General features: G+C 69.4%; 24 protein-coding genes and 1 pseudogene. 8 read left to right on the forward strand and 17 right to left on the reverse strand.

Going from position 1 to position 24874, the window contains the following annotated elements; all coding sequences use genetic code 11:
• Window positions 1-6 precede the first annotated feature (6 nt).
• From ACIBX3_RS09925 to ACIBX3_RS09945, 5 genes are read right to left on the reverse strand one after another with little or no spacing between them, the layout of a single operon-like run.
• Window positions 7-546: a nuclear transport factor 2 family protein gene (locus tag ACIBX3_RS09925; protein WP_397115125.1), complete on the reverse strand. Its 540-nt coding sequence runs from the start codon at window positions 544-546 to the stop codon at window positions 7-9.
• Between the two features lie 20 nt (window positions 547-566).
• Window positions 567-2063, reverse strand: coding sequence for an aldehyde dehydrogenase family protein (locus tag ACIBX3_RS09930; RefSeq protein ID WP_397115127.1), 1497 nt, complete (start codon window positions 2061-2063; stop codon window positions 567-569).
• Between the two features lie 15 nt (window positions 2064-2078).
• Complete coding sequence (locus ACIBX3_RS09935) at window positions 2079-3179, reverse strand: ABC transporter permease (RefSeq protein ID WP_397115129.1); 1101 nt, start codon at window positions 3177-3179, stop codon at window positions 2079-2081.
• Window positions 3176-4702: a sugar ABC transporter ATP-binding protein gene (locus tag ACIBX3_RS09940; RefSeq protein ID WP_397115131.1), complete on the reverse strand. Its 1527-nt coding sequence runs from the start codon at window positions 4700-4702 to the stop codon at window positions 3176-3178. Before ACIBX3_RS09940 ends, ACIBX3_RS09935 begins: the two co-directional genes overlap by 4 nt.
• Entirely contained in the window at window positions 4703-5848 is a 1146-nt protein-coding gene (locus ACIBX3_RS09945; protein WP_397115133.1) for a sugar ABC transporter substrate-binding protein, read from the reverse strand.
• A 236-nt stretch (window positions 5849-6084) separates the two neighbouring features.
• Here ACIBX3_RS09945 and ACIBX3_RS09950 point away from each other — a divergent pair, with 236 nt between their 5' ends.
• The 3 genes from ACIBX3_RS09950 to ACIBX3_RS09960 are packed head-to-tail and all read left to right on the forward strand — an operon-like array spanning window position 6085 to window position 7244.
• Window positions 6085-6216, forward strand: coding sequence for a hypothetical protein (locus ACIBX3_RS09950; protein ID WP_397115135.1), 132 nt, complete (start codon window positions 6085-6087; stop codon window positions 6214-6216).
• A 33-nt stretch (window positions 6217-6249) separates the two neighbouring features.
• Window positions 6250-7053, forward strand: a complete 804-nt coding sequence (locus ACIBX3_RS09955; RefSeq protein ID WP_397115137.1) for a FadR/GntR family transcriptional regulator — start codon at window positions 6250-6252, stop codon at window positions 7051-7053.
• Window positions 7044-7244: a hypothetical protein gene (locus ACIBX3_RS09960; protein ID WP_397115139.1), complete on the forward strand. Its 201-nt coding sequence runs from the start codon at window positions 7044-7046 to the stop codon at window positions 7242-7244. The genes ACIBX3_RS09955 and ACIBX3_RS09960 overlap by 10 nt, the downstream gene beginning before the upstream one ends.
• Here ACIBX3_RS09960 and ACIBX3_RS09965 read toward each other — a convergent pair.
• Window positions 7223-8260: a Gfo/Idh/MocA family protein gene (locus ACIBX3_RS09965; RefSeq protein ID WP_397115141.1), complete on the reverse strand. Its 1038-nt coding sequence runs from the start codon at window positions 8258-8260 to the stop codon at window positions 7223-7225. The two genes, ACIBX3_RS09960 and ACIBX3_RS09965, sit on opposite strands and share 22 nt — an antisense overlap.
• Before the next feature lie 811 nt (window positions 8261-9071).
• The gene (locus tag ACIBX3_RS09970; protein WP_397115143.1) at window positions 9072-9440 is read right to left on the reverse strand and encodes a nuclear transport factor 2 family protein; all 369 of its coding nucleotides are present in this window, start codon (window positions 9438-9440) and stop codon (window positions 9072-9074) included.
• 122 nt (window positions 9441-9562) lie between these two features.
• On the opposite strand from ACIBX3_RS09970, the gene ACIBX3_RS09975 reads away from it, so the two are divergent.
• Window positions 9563-10708 carry an AAA family ATPase gene (locus tag ACIBX3_RS09975; protein ID WP_397115145.1) on the forward strand — a complete coding sequence of 382 codons (1146 nt, stop codon included), beginning with the start codon at window positions 9563-9565 and terminating at the stop codon, window positions 10706-10708.
• 182 nt (window positions 10709-10890) lie between these two features.
• Here the strand turns inward: ACIBX3_RS09975 and ACIBX3_RS09980 are convergent, their stop codons facing one another.
• From ACIBX3_RS09980 to ACIBX3_RS09990, 3 genes are all read right to left on the reverse strand, one after another.
• A complete protein-coding gene (locus ACIBX3_RS09980; RefSeq protein ID WP_397115147.1) occupies window positions 10891-11031 on the reverse strand; it encodes a hypothetical protein in 141 nt (46 codons plus the stop codon).
• A 184-nt stretch (window positions 11032-11215) separates the two neighbouring features.
• The gene (locus ACIBX3_RS09985) at window positions 11216-12382 is read right to left on the reverse strand and encodes a serine hydrolase domain-containing protein (protein WP_397115149.1); all 1167 of its coding nucleotides are present in this window, start codon (window positions 12380-12382) and stop codon (window positions 11216-11218) included.
• 45 nt (window positions 12383-12427) lie between these two features.
• Entirely contained in the window at window positions 12428-13543 is a 1116-nt protein-coding gene (locus ACIBX3_RS09990; protein WP_397115151.1) for a serine hydrolase domain-containing protein, read from the reverse strand.
• Between the two features lie 297 nt (window positions 13544-13840).
• On the opposite strand from ACIBX3_RS09990, the gene ACIBX3_RS09995 reads away from it, so the two are divergent.
• Entirely contained in the window at window positions 13841-14569 is a 729-nt protein-coding gene (locus ACIBX3_RS09995) for a helix-turn-helix domain-containing protein (protein ID WP_397115153.1), read from the forward strand.
• Window positions 14570-15216: 647 nt separating this feature from the next.
• Here the strand turns inward: ACIBX3_RS09995 and ACIBX3_RS10000 are convergent.
• The 5 genes from ACIBX3_RS10000 to ACIBX3_RS10020 all read right to left on the reverse strand — a co-directional run bounded on the left by ACIBX3_RS10000 (window position 15217) and on the right by ACIBX3_RS10020 (window position 18686).
• Entirely contained in the window at window positions 15217-16308 is a 1092-nt protein-coding gene (locus tag ACIBX3_RS10000) for a HoxN/HupN/NixA family nickel/cobalt transporter (protein WP_397115155.1), read from the reverse strand.
• A 149-nt stretch (window positions 16309-16457) separates the two neighbouring features.
• Window positions 16458-16766: a nitrile hydratase accessory protein gene (locus ACIBX3_RS10005; RefSeq protein ID WP_397115157.1), complete on the reverse strand. Its 309-nt coding sequence runs from the start codon at window positions 16764-16766 to the stop codon at window positions 16458-16460.
• A 32-nt stretch (window positions 16767-16798) separates the two neighbouring features.
• On the reverse strand, window positions 16799-17422 hold the full coding sequence (gene nthA / locus ACIBX3_RS10010) for a nitrile hydratase subunit alpha (RefSeq protein ID WP_397115159.1): 624 nt from the start codon (window positions 17420-17422) through the stop codon (window positions 16799-16801).
• Window positions 17419-18171 (reverse strand): nitrile hydratase subunit beta, encoded by a 753-nt coding sequence (gene nthB, locus ACIBX3_RS10015; RefSeq protein ID WP_397115161.1) that lies wholly within the window; start codon window positions 18169-18171, stop codon window positions 17419-17421. The genes nthA and nthB overlap by 4 nt, the downstream gene beginning before the upstream one ends.
• Entirely contained in the window at window positions 18168-18686 is a 519-nt protein-coding gene (locus tag ACIBX3_RS10020) for a DUF1097 domain-containing protein (protein ID WP_397115163.1), read from the reverse strand. Before ACIBX3_RS10020 ends, nthB begins: the two co-directional genes overlap by 4 nt.
• Before the next feature lie 678 nt (window positions 18687-19364).
• On the opposite strand from ACIBX3_RS10020, the gene ACIBX3_RS10025 reads away from it, so the two are divergent.
• Window positions 19365-20429 carry a GlxA family transcriptional regulator gene (locus ACIBX3_RS10025; RefSeq protein ID WP_397115165.1) on the forward strand — a complete coding sequence of 355 codons (1065 nt, stop codon included), beginning with the start codon at window positions 19365-19367 and terminating at the stop codon, window positions 20427-20429.
• 429 nt (window positions 20430-20858) lie between these two features.
• Window positions 20859-21095, forward strand: a pseudogene (locus tag ACIBX3_RS10030) (transposase domain-containing protein); the annotation flags it as partial.
• Window positions 21096-21737: 642 nt separating this feature from the next.
• Here ACIBX3_RS10030 and ACIBX3_RS10035 read toward each other — a convergent pair.
• Window positions 21738-22286 (reverse strand): MarR family winged helix-turn-helix transcriptional regulator, encoded by a 549-nt coding sequence (locus tag ACIBX3_RS10035; protein ID WP_397116362.1) that lies wholly within the window; start codon window positions 22284-22286, stop codon window positions 21738-21740.
• Between the two features lie 65 nt (window positions 22287-22351).
• Window positions 22352-22996 carry a YitT family protein gene (locus tag ACIBX3_RS10040; RefSeq protein ID WP_397115167.1) on the reverse strand — a complete coding sequence of 215 codons (645 nt, stop codon included), beginning with the start codon at window positions 22994-22996 and terminating at the stop codon, window positions 22352-22354.
• Window positions 22997-23307: 311 nt separating this feature from the next.
• On the opposite strand from ACIBX3_RS10040, the gene ACIBX3_RS10045 reads away from it, so the two are divergent.
• Entirely contained in the window at window positions 23308-24843 is a 1536-nt protein-coding gene (locus tag ACIBX3_RS10045; RefSeq protein ID WP_397115169.1) for a GMC family oxidoreductase, read from the forward strand.
• The last annotated feature ends 31 nt before the right edge of the window (window positions 24844-24874 follow it).

The following is a 24874-nucleotide window of genomic DNA, read 5'->3' on the forward strand; positions in this document are numbered from 1 at the left end:
GCCATGTCAGAGCCGCACATCCTCGTGGCCGGCTCCCGCCGCCGCGGGGGCGTCCGCCTGGGCCTGGTGTCCCAGCTCGGGCCCTCGGCCGCCGACCGCGGCCAGGTAGCCGGTCGTGTCCGTGCGCCGCTCGCCCCACAAAATCTCCAGTACCAGACTGCTGATCCGCCAGCCGTCCGCCTCCCGGCGCAGCCGGTTGTGGTACCGGCCGACCAGGACGTGAGCCGTGTCCGGGGCGGCGGCGAAGCACTGGTGCGAGGTGTGGTAGACCAGCGCGCTCGCCTCGTCCCCGGCGACGTCCACGTGGTAGACGCTGAGCAGGTGGTGCTGCCACAGGCAGTCCCGGGTGGCCTCGTCGATCCACCGCGCGACGGCGTCGCCGCCGGTGACGGGTTCCGCGTTGCCGTACTGCGCCCGCAGGTCGTCGGCGAACGTGGCCCGCAGCCCGCCGAGGTCCCTTCTGTCGATGCACGAGGCGTACCGGTACAGCACGTCGGTCACCTCGGCCCGGTCCAGCGTCGCCGCCACCTCTGACTGGGTCCTCATGGTCGCTCCCTCCACGTTCGTCAGCCGACCTTCATCCACACGCTCTTGACCTGGGTCAGGTCGTCCAGCGACGCCGCGCCCAGGTTGCGGCCGTGCCCGGACAGCTTCACGCCGCCGTAGGCCACCGTCGGATAGACCATCTGGTAGGTGTTCACCCACACGGTTCCGGCGCGCAGCGCCCGGCCGGCACGGTGGGCCCGGCCGAGGTCGTTCGTCCAGACGCCGGCGGCCAGGCCGTAGTCGGTGTCGTTGGCGATCGTGTACGCCTCCTCCTCCGAGCCGAACTCCAGCACCGACATCACCGGCCCGAAGATCTCCTCCTGCGCGATGCGCATGTCGTTGCGCACCGAGGTGAAGACGGTCGGCTGGTGGAAGTAGCCGACGTCGCCGTGCCGATCGCCGCCGAGCACCAGCTCGGCGCCGTCCTCCAGGCCGTAGCCGACGTAACGGCGCACGCGCTCCAGCTGCTGCGCGGACACCAGCGGGCCGAGCTGGCTGCCGGGGTCGAAGCCCGAGCCGATCCGCAGGTCGCGCGAGCCCTCGACGATCCTGCTCACCAGTTCCTCGCGCACGTCGCGGTGGACGAGCACCCGGCTGCCGGCGGTGCACACCTGGCCGGACGCGCCCCACACGCCCATCATCGCCGCCGCCGCCGCGGCCTCCAGGTCCGCGTCCGGGAAGACGATCAGCGCGCTCTTGCCGCCCAGTTCGAGGCCCACCCGCTTGACCCGGGCGGCGGCCGCCGCCTGGATCGCCGATCCGGTGGCCACCGAGCCGGTGAAGGAGACGGCGTCCACGTACGGTGACGTGACGAGCGCGGCGCCCGCCGACTCGCCGGGCCCTTGCAGCACGTTGAACACGCCGGGCGGGATGCCGGCCTCCAGCGCCAGCTCGGCCATGAGCACCGCGGACATCGGGGTCTGCTCGGCGGGCTTGAGCACGACGCTGTTGCCGGCGGCGAGCACCGCGGCCACGAAGGCCAGCACCGAGGTCGGCCCGTTCCACGGGGTGATGAGGCCGATCACGCCGATCGGCTCGCGGTGCTGGTAGACGACCAGGTCGGACGGCACCGACGGGATCGTTCCCTCCAGCTTCGTCGGCCAGCCCGCGTAGTAGTCGATGCCGTCGACGGCGAACTGCACGATGAAGCTCTCGTACCACCGCAGCAGTCCCGAGTCGATCACGTCGAGCTCGGTGAAGACGTCGGCCCGCTCCGCGAGCAGGGAGGACAGGCGGCGCAGCCGCCGCTCCCGCTCCAGCGGCGCGAGGAAGCGCCACCGGCCGTCGTCGAACGCGGCCCGCGCCGACCGCGCGGCCCGTTCGGCGTCCGCGGCAGAGCCGGCGGCCGCGACGGCCACCTGCCGTTCCGTCGCCGGGTCGACGACCGGCATGGTCGCGCCGTCGGCGGACGGGACCACCTCGCCGTCGATCACGTGACCGAACAGCGGGCGGGACAGCTCGCGGACGGTGTCCGCCGAGATCGGGTAGACAGAGGGGTCGGTCAACGTGCTGCTCATCCGGCAACACTCCTTTCAGGTGGCGGACGCATCGTCGGGGCCGGTCCGGCGTGCCTGTGCCCGCCGGCTGCGCCGGGTGTGGGTGATCTGTCTGCTCGCCAGGGCCACCGCGATCAGCAGCGCCGCGCCCTGGAACAGCGGCTGGATCCAGAAGGTGCCCGGCCCGAACGACAGCTGCAGGCCCTTGACGCCGAACGCCAGGGCGAAGTACGCGATCAACGTGCCCCAGACGTTCGGGCGGCGGGAGAACTGCGACGCGCCGAAGAACACCGCCGCCAGCGCCGGGAAGAGCAGCCCCGGCCCGGCGTCCGCGGTGTAACTGCCGACGCGCATCGCGAAGACGACCCCGGCGATCCCGGCCACCGCCGCCGAGGCGATCAGCGACCCGTACACGAGCCGGGTGGTGGACAGCCCGGCCAGCCTGGCGGCGTCCGGGTTGCTGCCGACGGCGAACAGGTAGCGCCCCGACGGCGTGTGCTCCAGCACGAACCACACGGCGGCCGCCAGCAGGAGCAGGTACAGCACCACGAAGGGGATGCCGAGGACGTCGCCGCTGCCCAGGTCGGCGAAGCCAGGGGAGAACTCGCCGATGACCTGACGGTTCTCCGACACCTTCAGCGCCACCGCGGACAGCAGCTGGCTCACCCCGAGTGTCGCGATCAGCGAGTTGACCCGGAACCGGACCACCAACACCCCGCTGATCAGGCCGACGAGGCAGCACAGCAGCACGCTGCCGAGGCAGATCAGGAAGATCGGGATATCGGTGTTCACCGAGAACCAGGTGATCATCACCAGCGACAGCCCCATCATGGCGCCGATCGACAGGTCGTATACCCCCGCGGCCAGCGGGATCAGGAAGGCCAGGGCCAGCACCGCGGTCACCACGCCTTCGGCGAAGGTGATGCGGAACGTGCCGGCGGTCAGGAACAGCTCGGGCCGCAGCGTGCCGAACACGATGAGGAAGGCCGCGAACAGGAACACCGCGCTGTAGCGGCCCAGGATCGTGCCGATCGGGGTGTGCGGCGCCTCCTGCGGGGCGCCGTCCCCGCCGGCGACGCCGCCGGCGACGCCATCGGGGGCGCTCCTTGCGGGGGAGCGGGTGGAGAACAGGTTCAATGCGTACCTCCTGCGGAGACCTGAGCGTGGTCGATGGCCTCCGGGGACAGGTCGGCGCCCCTGCGCAAGACGCGCACGACCCTGCCGTGGCTGAGGACCAGGACCCGGTCGGACAGGCGGGCCAGTTCGTCGCTGTCGGTGGACACCAGCAGGACCGCGAGCCCCTGGCGGGTGCTGCGCTCGATGATGGTGTGCACCGCGTCGCGCGCCTTGACGTCGATGCCGGCCGTGGGATCGTCGAGCACCAGCGCCTTCGGCGCCAGGCGCAGCGCGCGGGCCACCAGGACCTTCTGCTGGTTGCCGCCGGACAGGCTGGTGATGGGGGCGTCGGCGCTCCGGGTGACGATGCCGAAGTCGTCGATCCAGCCGTGCACCTCGCGGCGCTCGGAACGGGCGTCGATGTAGCCGCGCCGCAGGTGCCGGCGGAGTGAGCCCATGGTCAGGTTCTGCCGTACGGACAGGGCGGGGAAGGTGCCGTACCGCGCGCGCTCGCCCGGCACGAAGGCGAGGCCGGCCGCGAGGGCGGCGGCGGGGTCGCCCGGCGGCACGGTGGTGCCGGCCACGCGCACGCCGCCGGACCGGTCCAGCCTGCCAGAGAGCATCGGCCCGATCGCCTCCCGGCCCGAGCCGGACAGACCGGCGACGCCCACGATCTGGCCGTGGTGGACGGCGAGGGAGACGTCGGCGACGGTCCCTCCCGAGATCCCGCCGAGCTCCAGGGCCGCCGGGCCGGCCGGCTCGGCGAGGTCGTCGCGCTTGTGGCGCCCGGCCGACAGGTCGAGGTCGTGGCCGATCATGAGCCGGCCGAGGTCGTTGTGGTTCATCACGGAGGCGTCGACCGCGGCGACCTTCCTGCCGTCGCGCAGGACGGTGATCCGGTCGGCGATGTCGAGGATCTCGTCCAGGTGATGCGAGACGATCAGCACGCTGTGCCCGGCGCCGCGCAGCCGCCTGATCGTGGCCAGCAACCGCTCGACGTCGTCCGCCGGCAGCGCCGCGGTCGGCTCGTCGAGCACCAGGACGGCTTTGCCCTGGCCGGCCTCCGGCAGCGCCCGGGCGATGGCCACCCCGGTGCGGTCCGCCAGGCTGAGCTCGCCCACAGGCCGGTCCACGTCCACCTCCAGCCCGACCCGGGCCAGCCGCTCGCCCGCCTTCAGCCGGGCCTCCCACCAGTCGATCCGGCCGGGGAACACGCGCGGATAGGGCACGCTGAGCATGACGTTCTCCATCACGCTCAGGTCGAGGGCGAGCGCCAGGTCCTGATGGACGAAGCGGATGCCCGCCTCGTGCGCCGCGACCGGCGAGCCGAGCTGCAGGGGCAGACCGCGCGCGGTGGCGACGGCCCCGGGATCGGGGCGGTGGTAGCCGGCCAGGATCTTGATCAGCGTGGACTTGCCGGAGCCGTTCTGCCCGACGAGGGCGTGCACCTGCCCTTCCACGAGGGTGAGGTCCACCCGGTCGAGCACGACCTGGCCGGAGAACGTCTTCGAGACCGTGTGGAGATCCAGTGCGGGGCCGCTCACCTAGACGCCCCACAGCTTCTTGAACGTGTCCTTGAACCCGGAGGGGCCGGGCCAGCCGTCCTTCTCTCCCTCGATCTCCTTCGCCGCCTCCGGCGTGGTGACCAGGTAGAACGGCGGGATCGCGGTCTTGCGCTCGTCCCCCAGAGACCATGCATCGGCCGAGAGACGGGCCATCTGGTCCGCCATCGTCCACATGGCCAGCTCCTGGGACAGGGCCGTCCACGCCTGAGAGGTGCCGTTGACCATGCCGGCCATCTGCGCCTGGCCGCCCTGCGTGCCGACCAGCTTCACCCGCTCCAGGAGCCCGGCGGACTTGAGCGCGGGGTGAACGCCGGTCTCCAGGCCGTTGTAGGTGAAGAACAGGTGGTCGACGTCGGGGTCGGTCTGCAGGTACGAGCTGATGCGCTGGGGCACGGCGCCGCCGGCGAGGTCGTTCACACTCACCTCGAGGAGGTTGAGCTCGCACCCGGGGCAGTTCTTGGCCAGCTGCTCGCGCATCGCGTCGGTCTGCGCGTTGAGGATCGGGTACGACGGGATGGTCACCGCCAGGATGTTGGCCGTGCCGCCGGAGTCGACGGCGAGGTGGTCGGCCATGGCGTGGGCGTAGGCCTCGGCGGCGGTGGCGTCGTTGCAGTCGGAGTACAGGTTGTTCTCCGGGCCCTTCGGCACGTCGGTGGAGTAGCAGAGGAACATCGGGATGCCCCTGGACTTGGCCTCGGCCATCTGCACCTTGAACAGATCCGTGGGGTAGCCGGTGGTGGAGATGTAGTCCACGCCGGCGTCGATCGCCTGCTGGACGGCGGCGCCCGGGTCCGTGGCCGTGGCGCTCACCGTGACCAGTTCCCAGCCGAGGGACTTGACGGCCTCGTCGAGGTATCCGGCCAGGATGGCGCAGCTCGGGTCCGCGCACTGGACGAAGGCGACCTTCTTCTTGGGCGGCGCCGACTTCAGCGGCGTCGACTGCACGATGCTCGTCGGCTGCTTCAGATACTTGGTCTGGTTCTCCTTGGCCGCGGCCAGGGCCACGGCTGGAGCGGACGCCTGTCCGGCCGCCTGCGGGGCCGGCTCCGAAGTCGTCCCGCACGCCGCCAGGGCGGTCGCGAGCACGCCAGTGGCGAGGAGCGTCAGGGTCTTGGTGCCATACATGTGACTACCCGTCGTAGTGATCAATTGGGGGTGGTCGAACGGGTCTATCGGGAGTGGCGGCCGGAGCGGCTCGTCGCACCGGGGCGTGCCTCGGACCATAAATGTCATGAGGATTAACCGCAAGTACCAGAATCCTTGTTGTTATTCCTCATGAGGATTATGGTTCGGTACATGCTCGAAACAACAGTCCGGCCCGGTCCACGCCTGTGCCACGTGAGGGAGAGGAGGAGGCGGACGTGAAGACGCGCGCGGCCTTGACCCTGTGCGACGACCGCGCTGTTGCGCTGGTCGGCACGATGGACGAGATCGGCCAGGCCTACGAGGACATGCGCGCCTGGCACGGCATCCGGGGCGTCATCCGGTTCTGATCCCGAGTCTTACTCAACGGTAGCCTTGATGCCATGTCCACCAGGCGTGACAGCGCTGAGACCCCCGCCATGAGCCGCGTCGCGATCGGACGTGGCGACGGCCTGATGCGTGTCCTCAAGACGTCCGAGAGCATGGCCCGCGATCTCGTACGCGACATCATCGCATCCGGACGGCAATCCGGTGACGCGCTGCCGTCCGAGGCGGCCATGCTGGCCGAGTACGGCGTCAGCCGCGAGTCGCTGCGGGAGGGCCTGCGCCTGCTGGAGGTCCAAGGGCTCATCTCCATCCGCCGGGGGCCCGGCGGCGGCCCCGTGGTCGGCATGGTGGACCCGGCCAACCTGGGCCGCACCGCGACGCTCTACTACCAGATGGCCGGCGCCACGTACGAGGAGCTGTTCGAGGCATGGGTGTTCGCCGAGTGCGAGCTGGCCGCGCGCGCGGCGCGCCACCCCCTGCGCGACGCGCGGTTGGCCGCGATGGCGCCCTTCCTCGACTCCGATGACTGTGCCGATGACGAGCAGCAGGCAGGGGTGGAGGACTTCGTGGCGCAACACTCGTCCTTCCACGCCACCATCGCCTCGCTGGCCCGCAACCGCGTCCTGGAATTGACGTTGCAGACCATGGGACAGGTCGTCACGCACCACGTCGCGGTGAACGAGGACCCCAGAGTGATCCGCGACCTCATCGCCACCAGCCACCGGCGCCTGGCCAAGGCGATCGTCGCCGGCCACGGCACGCTGGCCCGTACCCTCATGCAGCAGCACATCGAGGACATCAGCAACTATCACCGCGACCAGAGCAGCGTCCAGATGGACGAGGTCATCGAATGGCAGTGAGCCCGGAGCGCACGGCGATCCGGGAAGCCGAGGCTGCGCCGCCGCCCGCCGCCCGCCGCCCGCCGCCCGCCGCCCGCCGCCCGCCGCCCGCCGCCCGGCGCCCGGCGCCCGGCGCACCGCGGCAGCCGCCGCACGCGCCGCGCGGAGACGCAGGCGGCCGGGACCCCCGCTACGGCAGGCGCACGATCTGACCGCTCGCCGCGCCGGCGCGCGCGGCGTCCAGAACGGTGGCGGTAGCCACCGCGTCCCACGGGTCGACGGGAACCGGCCGGGTGCCGCGGACCGCGCCCGCGAACGCCGGGTAGAACGTGTCCCACGCACCACGCGCGGAGGGCACGGGCTCGACGCGGTCGCCGCGCAGCACCCTGCCCCATCGTTCCTCCGGCTCGGCTCCCCAGCGGTCACCCAGTGACGCGGGCGTCGCCCCGCTGATCAGCAGGCCCTCCTGCCCGTCCATGGGGCCGTCGACGACGTACGTGCCGGAGGTCCCCGCCGCGCGGAATCGGGGGCCCGGCGCGCCCTGCCGCCAGCTCCCCCAGATGTGGGACCGGGCGCCGTTGCGGTGCGTCAGCGCGACGAAGACGTCGTCGTCGAGCCCATCCTCGCCGTCGCGGTGGTGCATCTCCGCGTAGACCTGTTCGACCGGTCCTGACAGCACCAGCGCCTGGTCGACCAGGTGGCTGCCGAAGTCGCGCAGGGTGCCGCCGCCGGCGGCCGGCGGGCCGGGTTCGGGGGCGAACCTCTCGAACCGGGACTCGAAGCGCGTGAGCGTGCCGAGCGCCCCGGAGTCGATCAGCTTCCGCAGCGTCAGGAAGTCGGAGTCCCAACGCCGGTTCTGGTAGACCGTCAGCGTCACGCCGAGCCGCTCGGCCAGCTCCACGGTCTCCCGTGCGGCGGCGGCGTCGAGCGCGAACGGCTTGTCGCACACCACCGCGAGTCCGAGGCCGAGGGCTTGGCGCACCAACGGCATGTGGGTGTCCGCCGGCGTCGAGATCGCCACCGCCTCGGCGCCGGCCGCGGCCAGTTCCTCGAGCGAGGCGTACGTCGGCAGGCCGAGCTCCTTGCCGACCTGTTCGCGGCGCTCGGGCGAGTTCCTGGTGACCACGCCCAGGAACTCGCACTCCGGGGCGGAGGCGAGCAGCGGCGCGTGGAAGTACCGGCCACCGAAGCCGTAGCCCACCAGTCCCATGCGCAACGGTGTGATCACGAGTTGTCTTCCTCTCAGCCGCCGTCCGGGGCCGGTCACGCTGTCACCGGCGTTGCCATCCTTCCGGGCAGAGGCGCCAACCGCTACCAGGCCGCGGACGCGATCACCCGGCGAGCGCCTTTCGCGCGTGCGGTCGTCGCCGGCGGGGTAGGAAGGCGGTTCTTCGAGGACGGCCCACTGATGGACGTGATGATTCTTCGCCCATGGTCCCCAACACAGCCGGTCACCGTTCACCCATCTCAAGCTCCGAGTCAGCGCGCTGAGATTCTGCCACCAGCAGGCCGCGCTGATCCGGCGAGACCCGCCCCCGGCTCCATCCACTACACCCTGCCGGGCGTTCATTAGGTCAAGGGGATGTCGGGAATGGATCTGTCGGGTTCGCCTCGTCTCGTCGAGATGACATCCGATCTAATTAGTAGATGCTGGGAAGGGCATGGACGTGAGCGGTTGGGCAACCAGATCGGTCAGATCGCGGCGCGGCGGCGCCTGCCCCACCGACGGCTGAGGCCCTCGAACAGGTCCTGGCCTGTCAACGGCCGCGGCCTTGACGTCCAGCTGAACATGGCGGGCAGTGGTACTCACAGGCATCCGTCAGGCCGTGAGCGGAGCCGCCCCGGCCTGCACGACGCAGGCCGGGGCAGCAGCATCTTGCTCCGAACGATGACGCGGTCGCATCGACCAGGCCGGCGAGCACGGCAGAGCCTGACAGGCAGCGTCATTCCGGGCGACGAAGTGATCCTGGCGGTGCGGCGAGGACGCGTTCGTTGCCGACGCCAGTCGGTCTCACCCGGCCAGGCCGAATTGTCCGGGATCACACTGTGGCGGGGACCTTGTCCAGGAAGCCGTGCACCGTGGTTATGCGGCCGTCGGCATCCAGCACTGCGACGTCGAACCCGATGACCAGGGCCTCGCCGCCGGCCTGCCCGAGAGCCCAGGTGAGGCGGGCGATGTCGTGGTGGGCGTCCACCGGTCCGGCAAGGGTGAAGGTCAGGCCCTGGAATTGGGCCTGGACGGCCGCGATGGTCGCGTCGATGGCGTCACGGCCTTCGGCGACGCCGATCGGGTCGGTGTAGGTGCCGTTTTCGGCCCACAGTTCGGCGATGGCGGCGCGGCGGGTGGTCTGGTCGGTCTCGTTCCAGGTAGCGATGTAGCGGTCGATGAGGTTGCTGACGTCGTTCATGGCGTCCTCCATATTCTGGCTGCGTTCGGTCACAACCTTAAGAAGGACGGCGTTTCGGCGAATCTGTCGCGCTTAGGCATTTTCGTTCGGACTGGTTGACGCGCATCGGTAGCGTCATGGTCATGCTGTACGGGCGGGAAGCGGAGATATCGGCCATTGACCGGCTTCTGGCCGGCCTCCGCGGGGGCGGCAGTGGCGCGCTGGTGCTGCGTGGCGAACCTGGCATCGGCAAGACGACGTTGCTGGAGCACGCCGCCGCTCACGGGCACGGGCTGCAGGTCATCCGGCGGGTAGCGGTCCCGACCGAGCAGGATCTGGCGTTCGCGGGGCTGCATCTGCTGCTGCATCCCGTACTGGACAGGCTGGACGCGTTGCCCGAGCCGCAGCGGCAGGCGCTGTCGGGGGCGCTCGGCCTGGCCCCGTCGGCCGCGGGCACCGACCGGCTGCTGGTCGGGCTGGCGGTGCTGTCGCTGCTGGCGGAGGCGGCCGAGGAACGCCCGGTGCTCTGCCTGGTCGACGACGCGCACTGGCTGGATCGTTCCTCGCTGGATGCGCTGGCGTTCGCCGCCCGGCGCCTGGATTCCGAGGCCGTCGTCCTGCTCGTGGCCACCCGCGGTGACGAAGAATTGCCCGGCCTTCCCGAGCTGCGGCTGAGCGGCCTGAGCGCCCCCGCCGCGGCGGCCCTGCTGGACGGGACCGTGCACAACGGCGCACGTCCGGACACGGGGACGGAACCGGCCCCGGCGCTGCGGTACCGGGTGCTCGCCGAGGCACGGGGGAACCCGCTCGCATTGATCGAACTCCCGGCGGCGCTGCGCGACGAAGCCGTCGGCGAGGACGCCGCGCGTGGCGGACGCCTGGATGCGCTTCCGCTGAGCAGCCGTCTCCAGGCGGCTTTCGCCGGGCAGGTGGACCACCTGCCCGAGTCGACCCGGATCTTGCTGCTGATCGCCGCGACCGCCGACGGGCTCGGCGAGGTGCTGACGGCGGCCGGCCGGTTCGGGGCGGGCGCGGCCGACCTGCTGCCCGCGGAGAAGGCCGGATTGGTCAAGGTGGACGAGGAAGCCGTGATCTTCCGGCACCCGCTGATCCGAGAGGCAGTGTACCGCCGCGCCCCGATCGGCCTTCGCCTGGCCGTTCACGCCGCGCTAGCCGACGTGGTGCCCATCAGGACGACGGTGAGGGCTCTTGAGAACAACCGTCAGCCTGCGGCCGCCTTCTGGGTGGCTGAAGCCTCCGCCCGGGCCCGGGTCTGCGCCAACCGGTAGGAGTGGGTGCCGGTCTCGATCCGGGTCGGGATCGACGGTCAAGTACGCCATGGTCAACGCGCCGGGCGCGTCCACGACCTCCAGACTCACCCCGCAGGGGTCGCTTCAGGTGATCAAAGTGCCGCCTTCGCCGTGTTCCAGCACCTTGGCGGCGGCCTCGCTGGCCGCGCGTCACAGATCGGTCAGCCCCGGTCGGCCAGGCCGGCACCGGTGCCGAAGGCCCGCACGGCCGCCCGCGGCGTGACGAGGTCGTCCGTGATCGGCCATTCCAACCGGAACCCCGAGGTCACGTTGATCGCCACCTTCCGCCGCCAACGCGCCATCGTTGGGAAAACTCCTGCCCCGCTGGCAATGTGACACAAACCCGGCCGGTGACCTGCGGCGATACCGATGGGCGACGAGATCGTGGAGCTCATCGGTGCCGTCACCGTGCGAGGGGCCAGATACGAGGCGGCCCCGGCCGATGTCGTTCGGCCGGGGATGACGGGTCCGGGGCGTTGTGCGGTGTCAGCGGGATGGGGGCGGGCAGAACTCGGCCTCGACCGCCTTGGTGAGGGCGGCGATCGGGTTGTTCCAGTCGCCGTTCATGTTGGTGACGACGGTGTGCTTGCCGTCGCGGCTCCCCATGGCGTAGGTGTAGGAGCCGTTGATGGCGCCGCCCATGCCCCAGACGGTCTCACCGCAGGACAGTTGCTGCTGCCAGGTGCCCATGCCGTACCGTGTGCCGGGGATCCAGCCCGCCCCTTCGGTCGAGACGCTGGTGTTCCAGATCTCCTTCTGCTGGGCCGGCGGCAGCAGCGTGCCGTCGTGCAGTGCGGCCAGGAAGCGGCTCAGGTCCCCGGTGGTGGAGACGACGCCGCCGGCCGCCCAGGCGTAGGAGGCGTTCTGCTCAGTGACGTCGTAGGTCTTGGCGTCGGGGTCGGCTGACCACAGCCGGGAGTAGTGTCGCGGGTGCGGTCCGCGGATCCTGGTCTCGTTGCCCGGCAGGTAGGTCCCGGACAGGCCGAGCGGGCGGGCGATCCGTCGGGCGAGTTGGTCGGCGTAGGGTTTGCCGGTCGCCTTCTCGACGATCATTCCGGCGAGGTCGTAGTTGGCGTTGGAGTAGCGGAAGGCGGTGCCGGGCTCGAAGTACGGCGGGTAGGCCATCGCGACCGCGATGAGTTCTTCAGGGTTGACCTTGTCGAAGCGATGCTCGAGGAAGCCCGGCCCCGAGTACTTGTAGAGCATCTTCTCGTCCAGATACATGTTGTAGAGCCCGCTGGTCTGGTTGAGCAGTTGCCTGATGGTGATCTTGCTGCCGTCGTTGCCGTTGCCTTTGACCAGGCCGGGCAGCCACTGCTCCACCGTGTCGTTCAGGCTCAGCTTGCGCTCGGCGGCCAGTTGCAGCACCAACGTGGCGGTGAACGCCTTGGTGATGCTGCCGACGCGGAAGCGTTCCTGCGGCGTGCGTGGGCGGCCGGTGGTGGTGTCGGCCACTCCCGCGGCGGCGAACCTACGCCTGCCGCGGTCACGCACCTCGGCGACCATGCCCGGAATGCCGGCGGCCACCGTCTCGTCCAGCACAGTCTGGACCGCCGAACGAGTTACGGCGCTCGCCGGGGCGGCCGCCACGGCGGTGGCTCCTGCCAACGTCACCGCGGTGACGAGCGTGCGCAAGGTCATCAAAGAGGGCATCAGGAACTCCTAGTGATCGAAAGGGGTGTCAAGGAGCGCGGCAGGTCAGGCGGCGGGGCGGAAGGCGGCGTCGAGGATGTCGATGAACAGGCCCACGGGCGGCATGCCCCAGTCGCCGTTGACGTTCTGGACGGTGACCAGGTCGCCGTCGCGGGTGCCGTACAGGTAGGACCAGGTGCCGGTGATCATGCCGCCGTGTCCGTAGACGGTAATGCCGCTGGGCAGGGTGACCGAGGAGATGCCCAGGCCGTAGCTGTAGCCGTCGAGCCACTTGCCGTCCGGGACCGGCGTCATGGTGAACATCTCCTCCATCTGGGCTGCGGGCAGCAGGCAGCCCTTGAGCAGGGCGGCGAGGAAGAGGTTGAGGTCGGCGGCGGTGGAGACGAGTTCGCCGACGCCGAAGGCCCAGGCCGGGCTCTGCTCGGTGACGTCATGCACGGGGGCGTCGGCGTCGGGAATCATGAGCCGGGAGTAGGCGCTGCCGTGTGGGCCGCGGAAGCCTGTCTCGGTGCCGGGGGCGTAGGTGCCGGACAGGTTGAGCGGGCGGGCGATGCGGCGGTCGATGGCCTCGGCGAAGGAGACACCGTCCGCCTTTTCGACGATCATGGCGGCGAGGACGAAGTTGGTGTTGGAGTAGCCCCAGCTCTGGCCCGGCTCGAAGTCGGCCGGGTTCGACACGGCGATCTTTACCAGGTCCTCGGGAGTGGGGTTGTCGAAGCGGTGCTCCAGCAGCTTGGGGCTCCAGTAGCGCTCCAGCATGCCGGAGTCGAGGGTGTAGGCGAAGATGCCGCTGGTGTGGTTGAGCAACTGCCTGATGGTGATCTTGCTACCGTCGTGGCCGTTGCCCTGGACCAGGCCGGGCAGCCACTGCTCGACGGTGTCGTCCAGGCTCAGCTTGTGCTCGGCGGCCAGCTGCAGCACCAAAGTCGCGGTGAAGGTCTTGGTGATGCTGCCGACGCGGAACTGCTCATCGGCGGTACGCGTGCTGCCGGTGGCGGTGTCGGCCACGCCCTCGGCGGCGAACCACTGCTGAGTACCGTCACCGACACCGAGGATCACACCGGGGTAGCCCTGCTCGGTCACAGCGTCCTGCAGCAGGTGCTGAACGTCGGCCTGGCCGGGAACGATCAGGTTCGCGGGGGTACTGGCGGGAGTATTCATTGGTGAGGTCTCCTTCGGGGGCTGGCGGGGGCTGGCGGGGGCTGATCGCCCCCGCTCCGTCATCGATCTTCGCGACGAAGGAAAAGTTACGTTGCATGCGACGAATCGTCAATCATAAATACGCGAAGCAACATGATTTGCGCAGTTCAAAGGCGCATATTTGTTGCATGAAGGTTGTCGGTTAATGCAACATAGGGCGCTGCGAGTTGCATGTCATCGCGGTCGGATGCACACTGTCCGTCAACCGAGATCCGCTCAGCCGCACGCGCGCGGTCGAGCCATCAGGAGGCGGACGCCATGCCCGGAGACAGGCTCACCCAGCAGGACCGCCGTCAGATCGCCGACGGACTGGCCGACGGTCTCACCTACGCCGAGATCGCCCGCCGCCTCAATCGGCCTACCTCGACCGTCACCCGCGAGGTGATGCGCAATGGAGGCCCCGGCGCCTACCGTGCCGACCAAGCCCAGCGCGCCGCCGACCGGCGCGTCCACCGCCGCAGGACCATCACCCCGGCGGCCGCGCGCGGCGATGCCGACGCCGACGGACGCGACCTGCAAACCGTGCGCGAGGTGGCCGACCAGCTCACCGACCTGCTGATGCAGAGCGGGATCCCACAGATGATGGCCAAAGTGCTGGCCGCCCTGTACACCACCGACAGCGGCAGCCTCACCTCCGCCGAACTCGTCCAGCGCCTGCAGGTCAGCCCTGCCTCGATCTCCAAAGCCGTCGGCTACCTCCAAGCCCAGGAACTCATCCGCCGCGAACGCGACCCCCGGCGCCGGGCCGAGCGATACGTCATCGACGACGACGTCTGGTATCAGGCCATGGTGGCCAGCGCCCGCGCCAACGCCCTGCTCGCCGACACCGCCCGGCAAAGCGCCCGCACCCTCGGCCTGGCCACCCCGGCCGGCGTCCGGCTGGAGAACATGAGCCAGTTCCTCACCCGCGTCGGCGACGACCTGGTCCGTTCGGCCGAGCACTGGCGCCAGGTCTACGCCACACCGCAGACGAGCGAGCAAGGGTAGCCGGCGTTGAAGACGTCTTCGGCAAGATCCCGCCCATCCTCGACGTGCCCAGAGTGAAACTCTTCCGCTGGGAGGCAAGGAGGCCAGGATGCGCGTGCGGGTGCGGCGCTGCGGCCAGGTCGTGCGCGACCGTGAGACCACGCGCTCGGAGGCCGTCGCGCCTTCTGGGTGCTCGCGCTTTCGTCGTCCGGGCCGGCGAGCTGACCGGGCACGGCGACGACCTGTTCTATCTCAACCTGGAAGAACTGCTCGACCTCCTGCGCGAAACGAAGCCCGGCTGGAGAAGGCCCTCCCTGCCATTCCCGCGGTCGGCCTGCGGCTCAGTGCGGTGCGTGACGGCGAGGGCTGGGTCCTGAACGGCGGTTCTGAGTCACCAACGTCGGGCGATGCGGCCACGTGGGTTGGCGTTCTCGCCGCAGATCAGCGCACCGAGGCTCCCCAAGGGCGTGGGGACGACCCGGAGTCCGTGCCCGTCGACGCCTCGATCATCCCCATGATCCCACGGGCCACCACCAACCTGCCGGTCGTCGCTCTCGCCGAACATCTTGTACGGGGTCTGGTTTGAGCAGCGTGCTGGCGATCTCGAGTCCCCGATCCTCTGTCAGAGCCGCAGACTCTTGGCCGCGAGCCGGCACCGGAACTCAGGATCACTGGGTTACTTCGTCTGCGGCACCTTGCGGGTCGCCGTACTTCTCGGCGAGTCCGCGGTAGCGCCAGATGGCGGCGGCGGAGAGCCAGGAGGCCGCGAAGACGGCGACGACGACGTAGCCGAGCAGTTCGAAGTGGTCGGCCAGGGAGGCGTAGGCGGTGAGGAGTCCTCCGGCTCCGGTGGCGTCGGCGACGAGCCCCGCGAGGTAGACACTGGCGATGAACGCGGCGACGGCCACGGTCATGCCGGTCATGGCGATGTTGTAGTAGAGCCTGCGGGCGGGACTGCGGTACGCCCACGAGTACAGGCGTGTCATCAGCATGCTGTCGGCGGTGTCGAAGGCACTCATTCCCGCGGCGAAGAGCAGCGGGAGGGAGAGGACAGCGAGGGTGGGCAGGCCGGACCCGTGGACGGCGGCGCTGGCGGACAGGGTGAGCAGGGTGATCTCACTGGCGGTCTCCAGGCCGAGGCCGAAGAGGATGCCGACCGGGTACATGTGCCATGAGGAACGGATCAGCGCGCGGGCGCGGCGGCCGAGGAGGCGGTTCATCAGGCCCCGGTTGAGCAGGTGCCGCTCGAGCTCCTCCTGGTGCAGCCGGCCCTGCGTCATACGCCGCCACAGGCCGACGATGCCGGTCAGCACCATGAGGTTGAGCACGGCGACGAGCAGCAGGAACAGTACGGCCACGATCTGCGAGACCAGGCCGCCGACGTGGCGGAAGGAGCCGATGCCCGAGCCGGCGTGCCCCGCGGCGAGCGCGACGACGAAGGCGAGGGCGAGGACCACGGTGGAGTGGCCCATGGCGAAGAAGAAGCCCACGCCGACGGGTCTGCGTCCGCGTTGCATCATCAGCCTGGTGGTGTCGTCGATGGCTGCGATGTGGTCGGCGTCGAAGGCGTGCCGCATCCCGAGTGTGTAGGCAAGAGTTCCGGCTCCGGCGAAGGCCCCGGCGCCGGCCGGGCCGCTGGCGTAGAAGAGATACAGGCTCCATCCGATGACGTGCAGGGCGGCGATGACGCCGACGATGCCTGTGATGCGCAGCCGTTCGGCGCGGGTCCATCGGCCGGGGGTGATGGTCGTTGTGGTCACACACATGTCCTTGGCAGGGGCACCGCGCGGTGCCGTCGTCAGCAGCGAGAGGGGGCGGGCCGCACCCGTTGGTGGGGAGCCACTCGCGGGTGCGGCCCTGGCGGGCGGGGGTGGAACGGACGACCTGGAGGTCCGGGCCTTGGAACGGGTTACGTCCCGAGCAGGGCACGCATCTCGTTCTCTCCGACCAGACCGTGATCGACCAGTACGTGTTCGAGCGCCGCGAGCCAGTGCTCGTAGTACTGCCAGCTGCCCTGCTCGGCCGCGGGGGCGGACTCCCATGCGCCGATGGCGGCGATGAGCCGCTGCTGGAATGAGTCCCAGGGGTAGTGGCCGAACTCCGACAGGGCGACGGCGACGCCGAACGCCCGGCGCTGCCAGTCGGCGTCGAAGGTGGGCGCGTTCATGTCGGTGACGCAGGTTTCGTGCAGGGGTGCGGTGGTGGCGGTGGCCTCCATGGGATTCCCTTTCTCTGGAGTCCGGGTGCTGCTCAGGCGGCGGGTGAAGGAACCTCGGCGATGCCGATCATCGATTCGGTGGTGACCAGGGTGGCGAGTTCCTCCTCGGTCATGTCGTCGGTTCCGGCGGGCCGCTGCGGAACGACGAACCAGCGAGAATGACCGCTGCTGTCCCACACCCGCAGTTCGACGGACGGGTCGAGGTCCAGGCCGATCTCCTTGAGCACCACACGGGGCTCGCGGGCTGCGCGGGCACGGAAGGTCGGGTCCTTGTACCAGTACGGTGGGAGGCCGAGCACCGGCCAGGGGAAGCAGGAGCACAGGGTGCAGATGACCAGGTTGTGCACGCCGGAGGTGTTGGCCACGGCCTGCAGGTGCTCGCCTTCGGCACCGTCCATGCCGACGGGGAGGTCGAGTTCCGCGACGGCGGCCGGCGTGTCCTTGACGAGCCGTTCGGCGAACTCCGGGTCGGTCCAGGCGCGGGCGACGATCTTGGCTCCGTTGAGCGGCGTCATGTCGGTCTCGAAGTAGCCGAGCACCTTGTCGACGGTCGCGCCGGTGATCACGCCCTTCTCGATGAGCAGGGCCTCCAGCGCCCGGACGCGGGCGGCGCTGCGGGCTTCGCGGTCTTCGGGGTAGCCGAACTGTACGGTCACTGCTGTTCCTCCGTGGCGGGGGTGAGGTAGGCCTGGTAGAGCTCGCCGTAGAGCACGGCGCCGGGTTCGGCGAGTTCTCCCCAGATGCCGGTGGGTTCGAAGCGGACGGCGTAGACGGGCATGGGCTCTCCGATGCCGTCGGGGCCGGTGGAGCAGAAGTAGCCGTAGTCGCCCTCGAAGACGCGCTCCACGGTGCCGGTGCGGCCGCGCAGATTGCCCGGCAGCCGGGTGTGTTCGGTGGGCGGCACGTTCTTGACGGTCACGCGGTCGCCGACGGCGAAGGCCGGGGACTCAGCCGGACCCTGGCGGGGGGAGTCGCCCTCGCGCAGGTAGCGGATGACCTGGTCGTCGATGCGTTCGTCCCCGCCCTCGAGCTGTGCGAGTCCCGGATCCTGGAGGTACTCCGCGGCCTTCGCCTCCAGTTCCTCCGCGGTGATGTAGCCCTGGGAGACGAAGAACCCGCTGATGCCGCCGAGCCACTTCTCGTAGTAGCGGTACTGGAAGTAGGCGAAGGGGTGCATCGCCTCGGCGCCCTTGCGCAGGTCCGCCCAGGTCCAGACGGAGGTGAAGGCAGTGGGCACGTCCTCGATCGGGTACTGGGGCCCGGCGTCGCCGAGGTGGGCGCTCAGGCCCATCATCGCGATGTGGATGCCGAAGATGCGCTGCTCCCAGTCCTCGACGAAGACGCGGGGTTCGTAGGTGACGGGGCCGAGGTTTTCCAGGCCTCCCAGGTGGTGCTGTAGTTTCATGACCGTCCTTCCGGGGCCGGCTCGGCGGCCGGGCGTGCGGTCATCGCGGCTCCCCAGTGCTCCGAGGCGATGCCGAACACCGCGCCGAGGACCATGGACAGCGCCGCGACGAGCGCCGGGTTGCTGATGGATGCGGTGGTGATGCCGTGGCCGGTGGCGGCCACCGTGCCCACCGTGGAGGCGAAGCCCCACACGATGGCCGGGATCTTCGAGAGCAGGGGGATCTTCGACGCCTGCACCATGGCGGCGCTGCCCACACCCACGGCGACGACGGCGATGGCGGTGCCACCGCCCAGCGCGTGGATGACCAGCAGCGTCAGCGAGGCGATGACGATGCCGGTCAGGTTCGAGGCGATCGACCTCACCATGCCGTCGGTGCCGGCTCCGAGGATGAAGAAGGAGGCCCAGGCGATGAAGATGACCCAGACCGGAATGGTCAGGACGGTTGCGGTCATCAGCGTGGCGACTCCTCCGAGTACGCCGATGCTGATCGACAAAGCATCTAGCTGGCGCATGACCAAACACTCCTCTGGCGCCGAGTTCTAACGGCTCGGCGAAATTCGTGCCCGAACACGGGCAGGCGGCAATTGGCATGCTGAGGCGCGGAAGAGAATTGGGTGCCCTGGCGTGAAAGGCTTTCTGAAGGCTCGATCGGCGATGTCTAATCCGGTAGTTCGAGTGCTTCGATCTGGACGCGGATTTCCACGCCTATTCGGCTCCTGCCGCCGCGTGGCTCCCGGTGGGGAACGTGGCAGCAGCTGCCTTCGGTGCCGATCGTGTCGGCTCTGAGGTGGGAAGACACCAATAGGTTCCAGCTATTTTGTTTCATGCGAGTTAAAGATGCTTGAACAAGCGATTTCTGGCATTGACTTCCGCTGTCTTATGACATAGGGGCAGGAAAAGCCGCCCAGGCCTGCCGGTGAGGCCATGGGCGGCTGCGAGGTCGATATGAGCACTGGACCGATCAGGTCTTCGTGCGGTTAATATTTCTTCCCATGAGGCCGACGGAAGTGCGGCGCTTTTACTGACAGCTCGAAGCGATCGGTATCATCTATTCCAGGAACTCGGATCCCGGATTCCCCGGCTTCCACGTTCCCTCCTGGGAGGACAGGAGCCAAGGGCTGCAACCGACACACGAGCCACGATTTCGGACACGATGGGTAGCCCCGCACTCCCCGGGAGGAGGCCGGACCATGAACCAGAGCATCGCGGCCGCGGACAGCGGCACCGAACGCACGATGGTCTTCGTGCTGTACGACAAGGTGACACTGCAAGACGTGGCGGCGCCGCTGGAGATCTTCGCCCGGGCCAACGACTTCGGGGCCCGCTACCGGGTGCTGCTGGTCTCGCCCACGGGGCAGCCGGTCGGGACGACCGCGTTCACCCGGCTGAGCGCGGACATTCCAGTGGCCGACGCCCCCGACTCCATCGACACCCTCCTGGTGCCGGGAGGTGTACCGGCCGACTTCACCTTCGCCCCGGGCACGCATGACATACCGGAGGAGCTGACCCCGGACACGGTCCCCGAGGCGCTGGCGGCGGTCCGCGAGCTGGCGCCCCGGGCGTCGCGGATCGCCTCCGTCTGCACGGGCGCCTTCGTGCTGGCCGCCCTCGGGATGCTGGACGGACGCCGGGCGACGACCCACTGGGCACATTGCGCGCGGCTCGCCCTGGAGTACCCCCGCGTCATGGTGGATCCGGACGCCCTCTTCGTCCAGGACGGCCCCTTCATCACCGGCGCCGGGATCAGCGCGGGCACCGACCTGGCCCTGGCCATCGTCGAGAACGATTACGGCACCGACGTCGCCCGCAGGGTCGCCCGGTGGATGGTCGTCTTCCTCCAACGTCCGGGCGGCCAGGCCCAGTTCAGCGTCTGGTCCAAGGCGGGCGCCCCCACCACACGCGGCCTGCGCCAGGTCCTGGACGCTGTGGTCCTCGAACCCGCCGCGGACCACTCGACTGCCGCGATGGCCGCCCGCGCCGCGGTGAGCGAACGCCACCTGGCGCGGATGTTCCGCGACGAGGTGGGCATGACACCGGCCCGCTACGTGGAGCAGACCCGGCTGGAGGCGGCCAAGCTTCTCCTGGCGACCGGCGACGAAAGCCAGGAGTCCGTCGCACGGCGTGCCGGCTTCGGCTCCCCGGAGACGATGAGACGGATCTTCCGCCGCAACCTCGGAGTCTCGCCGGGGAGCTACCGCATCCGGTTCCGTACCACCGGCATCGACCCCCGGGAGCCGGGAGTCCAGCCGGCATGACTGAGCCGGCGCTCACGGTGCAACAGCTGGTTCGGGGTGGTGGTGCTGATGGTCGTGGCCACCCTCGTGTGGGTGCCGATCGGCGTCTGGATCGGGTTCTCCCCCCGATTGACCCGCATCGCTCAGCCGCTCGTGCAGATCCCGGCAGCCCTTCGGCCGAGAGGCGGGAGCTGCATCTGTCCACTTTGCGCATCGAATCACATGCGGGCGCAGCCGGCCTTGGCGAAAGGCGTTTTCTCGGCCGGAGGCGAGCGGGGATGGGTCCAATGCCGTTTAGTTAGCGATCTTGCTGGTGGCGTCGCTTGATGATCTTGATGGGTGAGTTAGGCGGTCCGAATCGGTTGACGGATCTCGTGGCGGTCGGCGCGTTGACAGCACTGATCCCTCGCCAGGTCCTGCACGCGGCCGTCGCCGCACACGAGTGCCGGGGAGCGTCGGGTTCGCAAGCTGCCCGCGCACGTGGTCGTCTATCTCCTGATCGCGTTGTGCCTGTTTCCAGACGATGATTACGAGGAGGTCGCCGAGAAGCTGACTGGGATGCTCGCATTTGTGCCGGGCTCGCGGCGGGAGCCGCCGACGCGAGGTGCGCGCGGCGTTGCGCCGTGGCCGAGGCCGGCCGCTTCCGATGCCGGTTCACCGCTTGCTCGACCTCCCGCCCACCAGTGACATGCGTTGCTCCTATGTCAAGCCGCTGCCGCGAGTGCGGTCGGCTGGACGGTTGTTTTGTCGGGTTGGAGGGTGTTGTAGACGATGCGGGCGAGGCGCCGTGTCACGGGCGTAGTCCAGGAAGGTGGTCAGCCGCGTGGACTCGTCCCAGGCGGGAGGCGTATCGGTTCGTTGCGTCATCGCGAGGAGTTTCCCGCAGCTCGGAAGGGGTGTCGAGTGATTAATGAGCGGGACCCTGCCGGGTGATGGCGGCACCTCGCCCTGGGGACGGCTGAACGCGGCGAGGACCTGTCGCAGGCGGATCGCCTCGGCGCCAAGGTGGCCTGGGCGAGTCGACGTAGGGGGCCTGCGTCGCTGGCCGGCTGCCTGGCGGGCCGGCTCCAGCGGCGCCAAGTACCGGTCACTCGACCACGAGGGCAGCATGGGGCGTGGGCGGCAGCACGGAGATCCACGCCGCGTCGGCGGACGCGGTCGAGCGCGTCGGCGTGGCGCGCCATCCTGTGACTCCCTGCCCAGGGCGCGCTTGCGTGCTCGTTCAACGCCGTCGAATGGTAGGCCAGCGCCATTGTCTGACGCGGCTGCCTGAACGTGGCCGTGGCGTAGCTCCTGAACACGCCTGGATCTGGTCGACGTGGTCACGGCTCAGTCCCGGCGCCGTACCCCGAGGTGCGGCGCCGAGTCGAGCAGCTTGCCCAGAGCCGAGGTGAGGGCAGCGCGCTCTTCGGGTGTCAGGAGCTCCGCCCACATGCGTTCGCGGATGTTGTGCTCGTGGTAGGTGTCCGCGATGGCTTTCTGCCCTGCTTTGGTGAGGGCGAAGGCGACCGCGCGACCGTCGTGCGGCGACTTGGTACGGCGGAGCAGGCCTTCGCGCTCAAGGGTGTTGGCCTGGCTCGACGCGGCCTGGCGACTCATGCCCGCGATCCGAGCGGCATCCTTGGCATCCATCGTGCCCACGATCCACAGAGCGAACATCAACCGGAAACCGGCCCAGCTCCAGCCATGCGGTCTGTGCACGGACGATTCGAGGTCGTAAACGACGGTGCTCGCCGCACGGTGCAGGGTCAGGACGAGTGCAGCAGCTTCGGTGTCAACCGGAGGCTCCAGTCGGCCGGCGCGGTCGAGGGCGAACCTCACGAACGACTGGAAGTCGAGATCGTCGATCGGCGGCGGCTCGCTCTTGTCCGTGGTCATGGGATCAGCTTGCCAGCACTGCAGACCTTCGCAGGCGTCACCCGTCACCTTGCTCAGTTACGCGATCATGGCGCCCGCGGGACGGGTCTGGTCTCTGCCAGCGGTCGGAGGCCCAGGAATCTGAATGCCAGCGCCACCATGGGGCCGGCCGCTACCACGAACAGCAACGTCCCCACACCAGCCGGGCCCCCGAGCGACCAGCCGATCACGAGTCCGATTCCCTCCGACACAACGCGAGCACCACCGACACCCAGCGGGAGCCGGAGATGGATGGCGAGCATGAGGCCGTCACGTGGTCCCGAACCGAGATGTGCTCCGACGTAGATCGCGCACCCGATCGCGAAGACCGCGATGCCGACAACCAGCGCTCCCAGCCGCTCGGCCACACCGGTGGTCCCCATCGACGCGAGCATCGGGGTCGCGAGCAAGAGGTTGAGACAGGTCCCGATCACCAGCACGTTGAGGATCGTGCCGATGCCGGGAAGGAGGCCGAGAGCGGCGACGATCGCGACGAGGAGGCTGCCGATCGCGATGGAGGCCGTGCCGATGCCGATGCCGAGGCGCTGCGCCAATGCGATGTGCAGGACTTCCCAGCTGGCGACACCAAGATTGGCGCGGATGGTCAGCCAGATCCCCGCCGACGTCACGATCAGGCCGAGCAGGAGCTGGACCACCCGCCCCGGCACGGTCGTTGGCCAGGTCACCCTCACGCGTCGGTCTCGATGGCGGAGACCCCCGAGATGGCGGTCGGGTTCAGGTCGGCCAAGCAGGCCGTGATCATGGTTTGCCTCCGGGCGTCCGCACGTGCGCGGCCTGAAAGGGATCCGCTCGAGGATCGATGTCCATCTCGATTCTCGAAGCGCATGGTGGTCGTTGACTTGGCCCGATGTGAACGACTCTTGGCGTAGTGCGAACAGTCCAAATGTGACTCTTTCCGGCACTGTCTGAGCACTCTCAGAATGAGCGCAGGCTCGGTCGAACGACCGGGCGCAGGCAAACGACCTGACCGGGAGAACTCGCCATGACGCTGCAGGCCGATGTGATCGTTGTCGGAGCCGGCTCCGCGGGCGCCATCCTTGCTCGCCGACTCGTGGACGCGGGACGTGACGTGCTTCTGTTCGAGGCCGGTGGCGAGGATTCCAACCCTGCGCTCCACGACGTCCTCCGCCTCGCCGAGCTCTGGTTGAGCCCCCAGGACTGGGGCTACTACACCGTGCCCCAGAAGAATGCGGCGAACCGGTTGCTCCACCTTCCCCGCGGCAAGGTGCTGGGCGGGTCCCATGCGCTGAACGCCGCGATCTGGGTGCGGGGCTGCGACGAGGACTTCGCGCACTGGGAGAAGTTGGGAGCGAGCGGGTGGGGCTGGGCCGATGTAGCGCCGGTCTTCGGCCGAATCGAGGCCTACGACGGCCGGCCGGCCCGTGCTCGTGGCACTTCCGGGCTCCTCGACGTGACCGTCGACTACCAGCTGGATCCCGTCCAGCAGTCGATCCTCGACGCCTCGGTGCAGGCGGGCCTCGCGGTCAATCCGGATTACAACTCCGGCACGCTGGACGGCGTCGCGAAGATGCAGTTCAACATTCGGGGGGCCGAGCGCTGGAACACCTACAAGGCGTACCTGAAGCCCGTACGGGACCGGAACAACCTCAAGATCGTCACGGGTGCCCGCGTGAATCGGCTGATCGTCGAGGACGGGGCCGTTGTCGGCGTCGAGGTCGACGTGGAGGGCATCGCCATGGAGGCATACGCCGCCGAGACGGTCCTGTGCGCCGGGGCCCTCGACTCTCCGCGCGTCCTGTTGCGCAGCGGAATCGGGCCGGCCGCGGAGCTTCGGGACCTGGGTGTCGACACGATCCTCGACCTGCCGGGCGTCGGACGCAACTTGCAGGACCATCTGCTGTCGCCCGTGATCTTCGAGACGACAGCGCGCGAAGTCGGTCCTCCGACCCCCGGTCTGGCGGCAGCCCAGACCCATCATTTCTGGCGCAGCCGCGAGGGGTTGGACTCTCCCGACACTCAGCCGATCAACTTCAGTGTGCCGATGTACTCCGAAGAATGGATGAGCGGCCCTGATTCGGGCTTCTCGCTCATGGCCGGCCTCGTCCGGCCGGAGAGCCGCGGCTCGGTCACGCTGACCGGACCGGGCGCCGATGATCCGATCGCCATCGACCTCAACGTGTTCGACGTGGACAAAGACCTCCAGACGCTCGTTGCCTCGCTGCGCAAGTGCCGCGAGATCGGTCAGCAGCCCGCTCTGGCCACCGAATGGGGTGCACGTGAGATCTACCCCGGCCCTGGCGTCGAGACCGACGAGGCGCTCGCCGACTATGCGCGCAGAACGGTGATCACCTACCACCACCAGTGCGGCACGTGCGCCATGGGCACGGGACCTGATGCGGTGGTTGACCCCGCTACCCTGCGGGTCCACGGGTTGCGCGGACTCCGCGTCGCGGACGCGTCGGTGTTCCCCCGAATCACCAGCGGCAACACCAATGCGCCTGCCTGCCTGGTGGGTGAGCGCGCCGCCGACTTCATCCTCGCCGAGGAAGCCGGCTGAGACAGGCCGGGCCCGCCAGAGTCAGCCACCT

The sequence above is a fragment of the Nonomuraea sp. NPDC049480 genome, from assembly GCF_044465905.1.
Classification (GTDB): domain Bacteria; phylum Actinomycetota; class Actinomycetes; order Streptosporangiales; family Streptosporangiaceae; genus Nonomuraea.

Excerpts from the sequence above, each read along its gene's own strand:
- ACIBX3_RS09980 (WP_397115147.1), bottom strand. The coding sequence starts at position 11,031 with ATGGCGCGTTGGCGGCGGAAGGTGGCGATCAACGTGACCTCGGGGTTC.
- ACIBX3_RS09995 (WP_397115153.1), top strand. The coding sequence starts at position 13,841 with ATGCCCGGAGACAGGCTCACCCAGCAGGACCGCCGTCAGATCGCCGAC.
- ACIBX3_RS10035 (WP_397116362.1), bottom strand. The coding sequence starts at position 22,286 with ATGACCACGGACAAGAGCGAGCCGCCGCCGATCGACGATCTCGACTTC.
- nthB (WP_397115161.1), bottom strand. The coding sequence starts at position 18,171 with ATGAAACTACAGCACCACCTGGGAGGCCTGGAAAACCTCGGCCCCGTC.
- ACIBX3_RS10025 (WP_397115165.1), top strand. The coding sequence starts at position 19,365 with ATGAACCAGAGCATCGCGGCCGCGGACAGCGGCACCGAACGCACGATG.
- ACIBX3_RS09930 (WP_397115127.1), bottom strand. The coding sequence starts at position 2,063 with ATGAGCAGCACGTTGACCGACCCCTCTGTCTACCCGATCTCGGCGGAC.
- ACIBX3_RS09955 (WP_397115137.1), top strand. The coding sequence starts at position 6,250 with ATGTCCACCAGGCGTGACAGCGCTGAGACCCCCGCCATGAGCCGCGTC.
- ACIBX3_RS09990 (WP_397115151.1), bottom strand. The coding sequence starts at position 13,543 with ATGAATACTCCCGCCAGTACCCCCGCGAACCTGATCGTTCCCGGCCAG.
- ACIBX3_RS09925 (WP_397115125.1), bottom strand. The coding sequence starts at position 546 with ATGAGGACCCAGTCAGAGGTGGCGGCGACGCTGGACCGGGCCGAGGTG.
- ACIBX3_RS09970 (WP_397115143.1), bottom strand. The coding sequence starts at position 9,440 with ATGAACGACGTCAGCAACCTCATCGACCGCTACATCGCTACCTGGAAC.
- ACIBX3_RS10045 (WP_397115169.1), top strand. The coding sequence starts at position 23,308 with ATGACGCTGCAGGCCGATGTGATCGTTGTCGGAGCCGGCTCCGCGGGC.
- ACIBX3_RS10020 (WP_397115163.1), bottom strand. The coding sequence starts at position 18,686 with ATGCGCCAGCTAGATGCTTTGTCGATCAGCATCGGCGTACTCGGAGGA.
- ACIBX3_RS09945 (WP_397115133.1), bottom strand. The coding sequence starts at position 5,848 with ATGTATGGCACCAAGACCCTGACGCTCCTCGCCACTGGCGTGCTCGCG.
- ACIBX3_RS09975 (WP_397115145.1), top strand. The coding sequence starts at position 9,563 with ATGCTGTACGGGCGGGAAGCGGAGATATCGGCCATTGACCGGCTTCTG.
- ACIBX3_RS10005 (WP_397115157.1), bottom strand. The coding sequence starts at position 16,766 with ATGGAGGCCACCGCCACCACCGCACCCCTGCACGAAACCTGCGTCACC.
- ACIBX3_RS09960 (WP_397115139.1), top strand. The coding sequence starts at position 7,044 with ATGGCAGTGAGCCCGGAGCGCACGGCGATCCGGGAAGCCGAGGCTGCG.
- ACIBX3_RS09985 (WP_397115149.1), bottom strand. The coding sequence starts at position 12,382 with ATGCCCTCTTTGATGACCTTGCGCACGCTCGTCACCGCGGTGACGTTG.